The following is a 12,405-nucleotide window of genomic DNA, read 5'->3' as shown; positions in this document are numbered from 1 at the left end:
TTGGCTCCCGAGCGTCTGCAAAGGGTCGACCCTGGAAACCGAGACCGAGGCATTCGAATGGCGGCTATCCCGTCTTCATGTCTGGAAGCCGCCATTCCGGAGAGTCCCCAACCTTGGGCATTGCATGCCTGTCTCATGCAATCACAAGCTGGAGACCCGCAAAAACCGGTTATTTTTCTGGGTGATCGAGCCGATGAGATGATGGAGAAGCAGGCAGGCACTGAAACGGCAGCGTTTTGGCCCTTGTCGGCGATCCTGAAGGGTAATTTCGCCGATTTCCTTGGATTTCAGGCAGATTCACCCCATGCATTCTCGACGCTCGTGGAAGATCAGTCTGTTCAAATTGTAGGCCAGGTTGCAAAGGGTGAGTTTCGCTTCGGCGCGGGCTAGGCCGATGGTGCGGATGAACAACCCGAACCGGTTCTTTTGATGAGCAAAGACGTGTTCGATATGGGCGCGGATCGAGGATTTGGCAGCATTGGCCCGCGCGGTTGCCCTCGACATTGCCTTGCCCATGGGTTTGCGCCGGTGGATGCGGGAGGTAAGCATTCGGTCTGACAACCACTTCTCGTTCTGCTTTGAGCGATAGGCGCTATCGGCCCAGACCTCGGAACAGGTGTTCCCTGTGCTGACGACCTGCCGGAGGAGACGCCCATCAGCCGCCGACGCCGAGGTCACCGCCATCTCCCGGATAAAGCCGAAACGCCGGTCGATGCTGATGTGGGATTTGTAGCCGAAGACCGGCAGGGCAATCATAGGCAGAGGCGTTCCATCCTCGCGATACCGGACTTTCCCCCCGATCTTGAGCGTCCAGCGCGCATCGATGTCTTTCTGCGCAGCCTTGTTCGGCTCGTTCGGCCAGATTTCCTTCGCGCTCTTCCCCGACTTGATCGCCTCGCGTTCACCTTCTGTGTTTCGCTGCTTGGGCGCAGGGACCAGCGAGGCATCCACAATCTGCCCTGACATCGGGATGTAGCCCTTCTTCTGGAGTTGCCAGTCAAAGGCCTTCATCACCCGCTTGAGCGTTCCAGTCTCGGTCAGGCGGTTGCGGAAATGCCGGATTGTGTTCTCATCAGGCGTGCGGTCCCCGAGCGACAGCCCCAGAAACCGCAACCAACTCAGCCGATCCCGGATCATGAACTCCATGCGCGCATCCGAGAGGTTGTGCTGCGCCTGCAAGATCAGGGCCTTGAACATCATCACCGGATCGAAGGGCGGGCGGCCCCCCTTGGTACCATCACCGTAGCCCAGCCCCTCAACAAGCCAGGCGCGGAAGTACTCGAAGTCCACCGCCTGCTGCAAAACCTCCAGCGGATCGCCGTCCTTGCTCAAGGCTTCGAGATGCTCGCCCAAACTGAAAAGCGACTTCGGTTCCACCACGGCTCTCCATGATCGTTTCAGACCAATGAATCACCATAACCGTCTAAACGCCATCGGTTTTTGCGGGTCTCCAGCTGTGCGGATTGACGGTCTTGCGCCCTATCGAATTATCGACGCTGTCGGACGGAGGCAGGAAGGACATCATTGGTGCGCGTGATAGCCAGCGCAACGGCCGTCATTTTCTCCTTTTGACGGCAAGATACGCCATGACAATCATGTTACCTCAATGCACACACCGGCAGCAGATCGCTGCAATTCGCCCTAGAAATGGATGCGATCGCGGCAGGCCATCAATCTTAGTTTCAGCAATCTCCAGACCTTCCCGGTAAGCCATCCCGCCGGTTGATAGATGACCACTACGCCCGCGCGGGAGCGCCGCAACCCCCATTTGTCCGACCGTGTTACCGGCCTTCGACCGGCGCCCGCACCACTCGTCAAAATGGAGGTTCCCCTGCGGCTGCGCCTTCGGTGCGGTGCCCCCTCAATCGCAGGCTGCGCTTCAGGTCATCCCGGCGGGAATGGCTCACCGGGAAGATCTGGAGACAGCACATGAACAAGGTTTTCCTTTCCGGCCGCATCACTTCCGACATCAGCCGCTTCGGCACTGACAGCAAGGGCGGCGTCAGCTTCACCCTCGTCACCAGCAGGCCCGTCATCAAGGACGGCCAGGTCGTCAAAGGCGAGGATGGCTACACCGAGACCTACGACCAGTTCCACACCATCAAGGCTTTCAACGGCCTCGGCAAATCCATCGCCAACCACAAGAAGAAGGGCGACAAGCTGATCGTCACCGGAGAGATCCGCTACTCCCGCAACGAGAAGGACGGGCGCACCTATTACAACACCGAGATCGTCGCCGACGAGATCGAGTTCCTCTGACCCTCACGGGCGGCCTGCGGGCCGCCCTTTCTTTCCCCGGAGAGGGAGCACGAGCCTTGCTGCCTACTCTATGATGCGGCGGGGAGTTGAGAAGGCCCGGTACCCGGTCTCCTCAACTCCCCGCCGCCGCTTCGAGCGCCTTCGGGCGCTTTTTGCGTGGAAGAAACAGGAAGGCTCCGCGCGGGCGGGCCCGCCTGCGCAAGGATGAGTCTACCCACCCTCTCGGCGCAGTCGAGCAGAGCGGTATCGGCCAGGTGGGCATAGCGGGCCGTCGTCTGTATCTTGCTATGCCCCAGCAGCCGTGATGTGGAAAACAGGGTTTCACCTGCCATGATGGAATGGCTTGCAAAGCTGTGCCGCAGGTCATGGATACGCAAAGTGTCCGGCAGGTTTGCCGCTTTCCGCACGCGATGCCAGACTGAACGTATCGCATTGTAGGATTGACCGGGAAGCGGGAACACAGGCGCGTTTGCGGCTTTGGAAAGACGCGGCAAGCTCTTGCGGTAGGCCTTGAGGAACTGACGGACCGGCACACCTAATGGCACGTCGCGTGGCCCGGTTTTGCTGTCCCGCAGGCGCAGTCGATCCGGCAGCACATCACCCCATTCGAGCAACAGAACTTCGCTCACCCGGCATCCCGTCAGCGACAGCAGCCGCAAAGCCGCTGAGGCTTTGCAGCCCTGGGCCATGCGGGAATTAACGACGGCCCCCAATTCGGTCAATTGCCTCTCGCTCAGGAAAGTGCCGACCTGCCTTCGCCGGTTCATTCTGATTTCGGTTACGGGATTGCGCCACGTCTTGGATACATACCCCCATGTTTTGGCGCAGCGAAGGATTTGCGAGAGGATGCCAAGCGCCCGGTTCGCTCCCCCCGGTTTCCTGGCGCTGTAGCTTTCGAACCACCGCACAACATCTTGTCGGGTGATCGCATCCACCCGTTTCCCGGCGAAAGCGGGCAGCAATTCGCATCGAACATAGGAGCGATAGGCCCGTAACCCTTCCGGCTTGTAGAACGCTGCGTAGCGCCTTTCATGCTCGAACTGAAAGGCTTCGAACAATGGCGCGGTGGAAGGGATAGGCGGGGCTTCTGCATCTTGGGCACGAAGCGCAGCGGCAATTTGCCGCGCGGCCTTGACCCCCATTTCTGGGAAAGTGCCGAGCAGGTGCCGCACCGGTTTGCCGTTGATCCTGTACCGCATGATCCAGCTTCGCGAACCGCAAGGCTGGACCCGCAAAGCCAGACCGGGCTGGCGAGTGTCACGCAACGTATATTCGCGATTTTTGGGGCGGGCGCTTTTGCAGACGGCGTCCGTCAGCGAGAGAAGCAGGTTAGTCATGACGCCCTCCCGATACTCGCGCAGTGGGCTGACGGCGTTTGCCTTGGACCGCAGGTGAGGATCGCATCGACCGGTCGATGACCTTTGAAACGCGGGTGGCCGACTTCATCAGGGCATCACTCGCAAGATGGGCGTAACCCAATGTGCTGTCGATTTCGTGGTGCCCAAGCACTTGCCCAACAATGTGGAGGTCGATGCCGTTGGACACGGCTACGGATGCGAAGTGGTGGCGCAGGTCATGCACTCGCAGCCTGGCGATACCAGCCTCGGTTCGAATTGCCGCCCATGCCCGATCAATGACCTTGACCGGGCCATTTCCCTTTGGTGCGGGGAACACGAATGGGCTTGAACTTTTGTCTATCCGGGCATCGAGAATGGTGCGGGCAGGGGCATTGAGCCAAATCGTGCGAGGCCCTTCCTTGGAGTCCTTCAGTACCGCGCGCGCGCCGACAATCCAGTCCCATTCGAGGGACAGGATCTCGCTTCGCCTTGCTCCTGTCAGGAGCAGCAGACGGACCGCATCGCAGGCATCGGGCATTCGGGTTTGCAGCTGATCCAGCGCTGCCCACAGCGCCCGGATCGTGGCGGTGGGAAGTAAATGGCCGCGTTGCCCGCGCCATTTCTTCGACAGGCCGCGACAAGGATTAGACCCGGCTTCACGCAAGCCGTGATCCTCCGCATAGAGCATCAAGCCCGATAGCGTGGACAGCGCCATGCGGATCGCGGTGCTGCGGGCGGCAACGTCGAGGTACCATTGCGCCACCTGTTCGTTGGTCAGATCACGTACTCTGGTCCGTCCCAGCGAGGGGAGGATATGTTGATCGGCGACCGACCGCATATTGCGGATCGTGCCGGGCTTCCATCGACCCGCTTCGCCCACCGCGAGGAAGTGCGGCCATAACTCACTGATACGCGCATCACTCCCCAAAAGGGGCGCGGAAAGGGAGGGAAGGGGGGCGTTGATTGCGGCCTGATCGGCCATACGGCGAGCGGCGGCAAGGGGTATATGACAGGCATTGCCCAGCGTCTCTCGAGTGGTCCGTCCAGCGAGCTTTGCGAACAGCACCCATGTTCGTGCACCGGAGCAACGCAGTCGCAGGCCCAGTGCAGGAATGGCGGTATCACGAAGAATGACCTCGCCCCTAAGGGGCAAAGGAAGGGCGGCAATGTCGGTATTCATCAGATCAATTCTGTCAGCGCGTGGCATGGCGCGGTTACTCCATAAATCCCGGCTTGGAGGGCCGGAGGGAGCGTGTCCGGGGCTATTCCCCAGGACACGCGGGGATTTATGGGCAGCGGTGAACGGGACCGGCTCGACCGGCTTCCAGCCGGTCATTGCCGAACCTTCGGGGCGCTCAATGATCCCTGCCGAAATCAATGAGTTACCCGCGTTCCGCGTGTCGTATAGGCGCATGGGACAAGCCCATGCGGGAGGTCGGACGCACGCCCCGAAGGGCGTATGTTGTAATGGACCCTACGCACGGGTGCTGCAGGGGATTTCTGCATTGAAATCAGCCTGTTGAAGCTGTCCGCCGCGTAGGACGGATTTTCCGTGCCGCGTTGTACGGCGCACACAAGCGTTTGGTCGGAGGCGATCAACCAGCTGTAAGGAAATCATTTTTCGTGTCGTACCTGTACCATCGCCGCCATTGCCATCGGATAAGTGCGGGAGGGGGTTCTCCAGCAAGAACCCTCTTGCCGGAAGTCCGCGTGGACCGGGACGCGAGCTACATACTGGCAAGCTTGTCTTGAAAAGCAGACTGCTCGCCTATATCTTCCGTAGCGCTTCATGACTCCTGCGAAGGTCTCCCAATGTGGAGGCCTTCCCCCGTGCCCAAGATCAATTTCCGTCTTGATGGTCCGCTGCACGCAGCCTTGATGCGCCGTGCTCGCGGAGCCAATCTTTCTTTGTCGGGTCTGGTTCGGCAGTTGCTGGAACAGGCAGTCGATGAGCGTCGGCGATACGTTTTCACGTCGCAGGACGAAATCCTCGCCACCTCGATCCAGATCCTTTCCATCCTCGCGACATCGGTTGGTCAGCAGTCCCCCAAAGGCCTCGAACAAGGCATGGCACAGGCCCGCACCATCCTGGCCGAGCGCGGTCTGCTGGGCGGGGAGGATGGTCAATGAGCATCTTTCGCAACGACACGCTCGGCTCCTGGACACGGGGAGGGCAGGCCATCGTTCACAATGTTCGGATGACAACCCAGGTCTTCTATCAGACGCTTCTGGCGGGGCTGGTGATCTGGATCATCGGCACCATCTTGTACGCGCTTGAGAAGTCCAGCGCCTATGAACGTTTCGTTCTGGTCAAGCTGGCCGAAGCCTGGATCAAGGTCGATGCAGCGGAGGGCACCAATGATCCCGTGCAGTTCCATACGCCCGATGGACGAGTCTACTGGACCTCAGCCGATTGGCTGGTCGCCTCCAGTCTGGCGAAGAAGACCCTCCATAATTTCGAGATCTATCTGCTCCATGGGACGGCGATCTCAGGCCTCTTTGCGCTGGCCATGCTAGGCTGGGCATGGTTCTATTTTACCCGGACGGGCAGGGGGCTGGGCTCCAACGAATATCTGCGCGGCGCCCGCTTCGGCACGATCCGACAGGTTCGGCGCGCGCTTTGGAGCCAGAAGAAGGGACCGCTCATCATCGGCTCGGTCCCGGTTCCGGAAGCGTTCGAGCCCGAACATATCCTGCTTTGCGGTGCCCCCGGAACGGGCAAGACCAACCTGATCGTGGGTATGCTGGATGGCATCCGCAAATCGGGCCGTCGGGCCATTGTCTATGATACCGCCGGCACCTTCGTCGAAAAATTCTATCGGCAGGGGCAGGACATGCTGCTTAATCCGCTTGACCGGCGCACCGCCCATTGGTCGCCCTGGGTCGATGTGCCGCGCGACTATCATTACGATCAGATCGCTGAATCGACGATCCCCGACAAGCATGGCGATCCGTTCTGGGCGAAGGCGGCCCGAGGTACGCTGGTCGCGGTGATGCGCAAGCTCGCCCGCCAGAAGCACACCTATGTATCGGTTTTGCTCGACCGACTGCTGCGTTCCAAACTCAAGGATCTGGCCGCGTTTGTGACGGGGACGGATGCGGCCGCCTTCATCAGCACCGAGGGGGAGCGCACCTCGGCGGGTATCCAGGCCGAACTTGCCTCGGTGATGCGCAGCTTCAGCTACCTTGACGATACTGAGGATGGCTTCTCGATCCGCGAGTGGGTGGAGAAGGGCGATGAGGGAAGCTGGCTTTTCATCACCGTGAAAGCGGACCAGCTTCCGTCTCTGCGGCCCCTGATCACGGTCTGGCTCGATATCGCCATCAGCGCGATCATGAGCCTTACGCCCGATCGCGATCGGCGCCTTTATTGTGTGATCGACGAACTGCCCACGTTGCAGAAACTGCCTTCGCTTTCGGACTTTCTTGCCCGCGCCCGCAAATATGGCGGATGCGGCATCCTGGGTTTCCAGTCCTATCCGCAGCTCGAGGCAACCTATGGCATTCAGGATGCTGCTGCGATTACCGGCTATTGCTCAACCTGGGTGGCGCTGCGGGCCAATGATACGGCCACGGCCAAACATGTTTCGGAAAATCTGGGGCAAGTGGAACAGGTGGAGGCCAATGAAGGCATGTCCTATGGCGTCAATGACATGCGCGATGGCGTCAACCTGTCGCGTATGCAGGTGACGCGGCCCCTCGTCATGCCGACCGAGGTCACCAACCTGCCCAATCTGGTCGGCTTCCTGCGCTTTGGCCGCAACCTCCCCGTGGTTCGTTTCAACAGCCGCTTCAATGATATTCCCTCGCTGGGAGAAGCTTTCGCCGAACGCACCGAGCCAGCCTTCCAGATCGACAAAGCCAGAACGCTTGTGCGCATGGCTCATGCCGAAGCGCGCGTGCGCGAGGCGATGGAAAGAGAGGCGACGCAGATGTCGGTTCCTGACGTTATCGTTGCCGATAAGCCCACCCGGAAACCACCGAAGCCCCCAAAAGAGCCCGCGCCACCGCCACCCCAGTCGGACCTGTTTCAGCCTCTGTCGGCTGAGGTCGATCCCCAACGGGTGGAGGACATATTGCTCAACGAAGAGGGTGCCGAACTTCCGGTGCCGGCGCGGGTCCTCTGGTCGATCCTCGCCGGCAAGCAGGGGCAGATACAGTCCGATCTTGTCCAGCATGGCCGCGATGATGGACCGCGTGAACCGGCGAGGCCAGCATGATCCAGCCTCAGCGCCTTCATGGGCAACCGGCCAACATTGCCCGCTACTATACGGTCGGAGACTATTACACCAAGGGCGGTAATGAGCCTTCGGAATGGGGCGGCAAGCTTGCCGTCGACCTTGGCCTGTCTGGTCCGGTCGATGCCAAGGTACTGCGGACACTTCTGGCCGGTAAGGTTGATGACCAGCAGTTGGGGCGTCATCGCTCTGATGGAACCATCCACCATCATCCCGGCTGGGACTTCGCGGTCAACGCTCCCAAATCGGTGTCGATCATGGCGCTGGTGGCTGGCGATAGCCGTGTGCTTGAGGCTCATGAGGGGGCGGTCACGGCGGCCATTTCCTATCTCGAAGAGCAGGCCCAACTGCGAAGGCGGGAGGAAGGCAAGGTCCTCTACGAAACGACGGGGCGCATTCTGGTCGCGCGTTTCACCGAGCATGGCAGCCGCGAACTCGACCCTCATCTCCATACCCATCTCGTGCTCCTCAACATGACCAACCATGAAAGCGGGGAGCGCATGGCAAGCCTCGAAAGCCGGGTTATGTATGGCGAACAGCGCGTCGCGGGCCAGATCTATCGCAATGCTCTGGCGTTCGGCCTGCGAGAGCAGGGTTATGAAATCGACACCGATCCCCGCTCCGGATTGTTCGAGATACGCGGTGTGCCCGGCGACCTGATCCAGCAATTCTCGCGGCGCGCGGAAGCGATCGAGGAGCATGCGCGCGACCATGGTCTGGTGGGCCAGAAGGCACAGCGCGCTTCCTTCTATGCCACCCGTAAGGCCAAGGCGAAGGTTGGCGAGGAGGAACTTACCGCCCAATGGCATCAGCGGGCGGGGGATCGTCTCGAAGCGCTTCGAGCTATTGCCGTATCGAGCCAGGAGCGCGAGGGAAAGCATTTGCCACCCACGCAGCGGGAGGCGTCTCGGGCGGCTCTGTTCGGCCTGCGGCAATTGGAAATCACCGAGGCGGTCAACAATCTGGGCGATATTCTGCGGACCGGTCTTGCCGCCCATGTTGGTGAAGTCCGGCTGGAAGATATTCGTTCCCGGGTCGAAGAACATGAGGTGATGCGCAAGCTGCTGCCTACCCATGAGCAGACCGGCGACAAGATCTTGACCCGCGGGCGTACCTCTCGCCAATCCTGGCGGCAGGAACTGGCGCTCACCCAGCATATTGCGCTCGGGCTTGATGATGCCCGCCCGATTGCATCGAGTGATCGCTTGCTGGCAGTCCTTGAAGGAACCAATCTTAACGGGCAGCAGCAACGCGCCCTTATCGAGACGGCGCTGACGCGGGATCGCATCACCGCCATTCACGGGGTTGCCGGTTCCGGCAAATCGACGCTGGTGAGAGTGCTGGGGGAGGCCGCGGAACCGGGGACCACTCTGATCGCTTTGGCCCCCACATCATCGGCCGCCGCCGAACTGGGCGCGAAGGCAAATATCCAGTCTCATACCGTTGCGAGCTTTGTCGCGCGTGGCGGGCAGGGAATCACCGACCGTCATGTTCTGGTGCTCGATGAGGCAGGACAATTGGGGAACCGTCAGGCCCGGCGGTTACTGGACATCAGCCGGACCACGGGCGCGCGACTGCTCCTCTTGGGTGATGAGAAACAGACGGGCGCGATCGAGCAGGGCAAACCCTTCTGGCTGATGCGCCGTTTGGGGCTGCCGACGGTTGAATTGACCGAAGCGGTGCGGCAGGAAACCAAATCGATCAAAGCGGCTGTTACCCAGGCACGGGCGGGGAACTTTGCCGAGGCCTTGGCCAAGCTCGACAGTGTCAGCACCGTTACTGACAACGAAAAGATGGCCGAGCAGGTCGTCAATGCCTGGATCAGGCTCAAACCGGATTCGCGAACCGCCACCAATATCCTCGTCCTCGACAATGCAACGCGGCTGATCGTCAACAGCAAGATCCGTGAGGCGCTCAAAAACGAGAGCGGACTGGCCGCCGAGGACAGCCGGCTTTCCATCCTCGCGCCGGCGGGAATGACCGATATCGAGAAGCATATGGCTCGCTTCTATCGGGCAGGTCAGGTGCTCCGCTTTGATCGCGAGATTGCGGGTCTGGGTGTCGCCCGGCATGCCGACTACCGCGTGGTGGGATTGGGACGGGAGACCAATGGCCGTCAGATTGTGCGTCTGGTGGACGAGAATGGCCGCACGATACGCTGGGATCCGCAGACCGCCAGAGCGCGACACATCAATGTGTTCAACCCTGAAAATCGCGATCTGGCGGCAGGCGATCGTATCCAGTGGCGCCTCGTCAATCGTGAGCTCGATCTTCGCAATGCCGAGCGGGGAACGGTGGAAAGACTGGAAGGGGCGCTGGCGACCATTCGCTGGGATCGGGATAGCCGCGTCCAGCAGGTGGACTTGTCCGAGCACAAGACTTGGGACCACGGTTATGCCGAAACCGTGTATTCAGCGCAGTCCAAGACCTATCCCCGTGTCTTCGTATTGGCACCAGTTGAATCGCCTCTGGTCAACGCGCAGAATTTTTACACGGCCATTACCCGAGCCCAGTTCGGGGCAAGGCTTTGGACCAGCAACGTCGAGGCGCTGGTCAGTAAACTCGAGCGCCAGTCGGGCGAGAAGACATCTTCATCGGAAGGGCTGGGGCGAATGAAGGCTGATCGCATTGATGCCTTTTCGCGCCGCCAAGGAACGCATCTGGCGCATTTGAAGGCCGAGCAGGAGCGCATGCGGGTAGAGCGGCGCGACCGCGCACTGGCACGGCACCTCGAGCGCCGTGAGCGCCCGCCACGTAGTGGGGGTGAACATCTGGCCGAAGGCGCGCGCAGAGTCGTGCAGGTGCTTGACCGCTTTCTTGAAGGCATCCTTGATCGTGCACGTGTGGGTCGCGATACAACGGCTGCGGAGCTATCCCGGTCCACGACGGCACCGGTTCCTCAACCCGAACCCACCCGAGGTCCCGAACGATAAGGATATGATTCCATTTTTTTTGGAATTTCAGCACTCTTACTTGTTCTGCTGACTTTCGCGTTCCGTCGCTTCAAGGGGGTGGTGTACCATCGCTGGCGGCGGCGGCAGGCGAGGGTGATCGCCGGGCAGTTGCGGGGAACTGATCGGCTCCAGCCGCCGCAATTTCGGTATGCCCGGTTAAGAGCCATGGATACTCTCGCCTTTGAGGAACTCTTGATGGAGAGCTTCGAACGGTGCGGTCACAAGGTGACCCGAAACCATCGTTCTACCGGCGACGGAGGGGTTGATGGGGAGGTGGTGATCGACGGTAGCATCTGGCTCATTCAGGCGAAGCGCTATGTCGATACGATGCAGCCAGAGCATGTCGCGGCTTTCGAAAATCTGTGCCGCACCAAGGGGCGCCGTGGCTTGTTCATTCACACCGGGCGAACCTGCCTTCAAAGTCGCGCTGTGATTACCGATGGCAGCGTCGTGCAGATCATTGCGGGCAGGGCGCTTCTCGTTCTGCTCACCGACGGATCGCTGCCGATGCTTGCTCCGCCGATCAATCAGGTCCTGCCGGAGAAAACACCCGGGAGGCTGTTATGATGCGTAGAGTTAGGCCTGCCCTTTGTGCAGTCATGTGCAGTCTGATGATCCTTCCGCCATCTGCGCAGGCGAAAGCAAAAGACCCTGATGAAGAACGCCTTATCGGCTCGTGTATCCATCAGGCATCCCTCGGCCAGCCCTGGCTCGAAAAGACCCTCTGGGGACTGCGCGATCAGGAGGCCGGCTGGATTGGCGCCGAGGTCGCCAACAGCAATGGCTCGTATGACCTTGGTCCCATGCAGATCAACACCTGGTGGGCAGCACGCATCGCCACGTTGATCGGACGCCCCGAAGCCCATGTTCGTCATTGGCTGCGCTTCGATCCCTGTTTCAATGCCGAGGCGGCGCGCTGGGTGTTTCTGACAGCCCTGCGATCGACCGGTGATTACTGGAAGGCGGTCGGCGCCTATCATAGCCCGACCGCATGGCGACAACGAGATTACGTCGGGTCGGTGGCCGGCCATCTGAGCAGTAGATTTGGAAAAGTCGTGTTCGGGCCGTGAGCGATTCGCAACGGTACGGCGCGGGCCGATAATGACCATGGTTGAGGACGAACCGGAAAGGCACCTTTCGTGCTAGGACTGGCCTGAGTTGCCTTTCATTCATCCGGTCAAGGGCGTGCTCACCCTGCGGCGGCCTCCTACGTTGGTCACGGTGGTCAGCTTCGAAGGCTCTTCGTTAAAGGTGCCGATCAAGGCCAAGCAGACGACCGCCCTGTCCGCCAGCGCGACTCTAATGAGCGAACTGCTGGCACGCCCGGACTCCAGAGCAATCCTTGATCGTCATATCCCGGCTTAAGCACCAACGCGGCGGGCCTCAAGGATGGCCGCGTTCGTCAGCTCAAGATTATCGCTCTCGATACGCTCACCGACGAATTGCCGGAAAAGATCGGCGCCGACCTGAAAACCCCCAAGCCCTGACACTTCAGCTTCAGTCGAATTTCGCTGGGAGGGGGCGGGCATGCCTTTATGGGCGAGCTCCATCAAAATTTCATGGCCTGCCACGCTTCGAGTTGACACGTGTTTAGATAATAATTAAACGACGTTTAGA

11 protein-coding genes are annotated in these 12,405 nt (G+C 60.3%); 7 read left to right on the top strand and 4 right to left on the bottom strand.

Annotation, left to right across the window (positions count from 1 at the left end; all coding sequences use genetic code 11):
* Nucleotides 1-297: 297 nt before the first annotated feature.
* A complete protein-coding gene (locus PQ457_RS18650; RefSeq protein ID WP_273620351.1) occupies nucleotides 298-1,377 on the bottom strand; it encodes an IS5 family transposase in 1,080 nt (359 codons plus the stop codon).
* A 552-nt stretch (nucleotides 1,378-1,929) separates the two neighbouring features.
* On the opposite strand from PQ457_RS18650, the gene PQ457_RS18645 reads away from it, so the two are divergent.
* Nucleotides 1,930-2,259 carry a single-stranded DNA-binding protein gene (locus PQ457_RS18645; protein ID WP_273620350.1) on the top strand — a complete coding sequence of 110 codons (330 nt, stop codon included), beginning with the start codon at nucleotides 1,930-1,932 and terminating at the stop codon, nucleotides 2,257-2,259.
* A gap of 68 nt (nucleotides 2,260-2,327) precedes the next feature.
* Here PQ457_RS18645 and PQ457_RS18640 read toward each other — a convergent pair whose 3' ends face one another.
* Both PQ457_RS18640 and PQ457_RS18635 read right to left on the bottom strand, forming a co-directional pair.
* Nucleotides 2,328-3,596, bottom strand: a complete 1,269-nt coding sequence (locus PQ457_RS18640) for a site-specific integrase (RefSeq protein ID WP_273620349.1) — start codon at nucleotides 3,594-3,596, stop codon at nucleotides 2,328-2,330.
* A complete protein-coding gene (locus tag PQ457_RS18635) occupies nucleotides 3,589-4,776 on the bottom strand; it encodes a site-specific integrase (RefSeq protein ID WP_273620348.1) in 1,188 nt (395 codons plus the stop codon). The genes PQ457_RS18640 and PQ457_RS18635 overlap by 8 nt, the downstream gene beginning before the upstream one ends.
* 650 nt (nucleotides 4,777-5,426) lie before the next feature.
* On the opposite strand from PQ457_RS18635, the gene PQ457_RS18630 reads away from it, so the two are divergent.
* The 6 genes from PQ457_RS18630 to PQ457_RS18605 all read left to right on the top strand — a co-directional run bounded on the left by PQ457_RS18630 (nucleotide 5,427) and on the right by PQ457_RS18605 (nucleotide 12,153).
* Entirely contained in the window at nucleotides 5,427-5,726 is a 300-nt protein-coding gene (locus PQ457_RS18630) for a CopG family transcriptional regulator (protein WP_273620347.1), read from the top strand.
* Entirely contained in the window at nucleotides 5,723-7,816 is a 2,094-nt protein-coding gene (locus PQ457_RS18625; RefSeq protein WP_273620346.1) for a type IV secretion system DNA-binding domain-containing protein, read from the top strand. Before PQ457_RS18630 ends, PQ457_RS18625 begins: the two co-directional genes overlap by 4 nt.
* Nucleotides 7,813-10,767: a MobF family relaxase gene (gene mobF / locus PQ457_RS18620; RefSeq protein WP_273620345.1), complete on the top strand. Its 2,955-nt coding sequence runs from the start codon at nucleotides 7,813-7,815 to the stop codon at nucleotides 10,765-10,767. The genes PQ457_RS18625 and mobF overlap by 4 nt, the downstream gene beginning before the upstream one ends.
* A 186-nt stretch (nucleotides 10,768-10,953) precedes the next feature.
* Entirely contained in the window at nucleotides 10,954-11,355 is a 402-nt protein-coding gene (locus tag PQ457_RS18615) for a restriction endonuclease (protein ID WP_273620344.1), read from the top strand.
* Nucleotides 11,356-11,399: 44 nt separating this feature from the next.
* Entirely contained in the window at nucleotides 11,400-11,858 is a 459-nt protein-coding gene (locus PQ457_RS18610) for a lytic transglycosylase domain-containing protein (RefSeq protein ID WP_273620343.1), read from the top strand.
* Between the two features lie 88 nt (nucleotides 11,859-11,946).
* Nucleotides 11,947-12,153 carry a hypothetical protein gene (locus tag PQ457_RS18605; RefSeq protein WP_273620342.1) on the top strand — a complete coding sequence of 69 codons (207 nt, stop codon included), beginning with the start codon at nucleotides 11,947-11,949 and terminating at the stop codon, nucleotides 12,151-12,153.
* On the opposite strand, the gene PQ457_RS18600 is transcribed toward PQ457_RS18605, so the two are convergent.
* Nucleotides 12,150-12,359 carry a hypothetical protein gene (locus tag PQ457_RS18600; protein WP_273620341.1) on the bottom strand — a complete coding sequence of 70 codons (210 nt, stop codon included), beginning with the start codon at nucleotides 12,357-12,359 and terminating at the stop codon, nucleotides 12,150-12,152. The two genes, PQ457_RS18605 and PQ457_RS18600, sit on opposite strands and share 4 nt — an antisense overlap.
* Nucleotides 12,360-12,405: the final 46 nt, after the last annotated feature.

The organism is Novosphingobium humi (assembly GCF_028607105.1).
GTDB lineage: Bacteria > Pseudomonadota > Alphaproteobacteria > Sphingomonadales > Sphingomonadaceae > Novosphingobium > Novosphingobium humi.
Note: the sequence above shows the minus strand (reverse complement) of the source record. Positions and strands in the feature narration are given on the sequence as shown.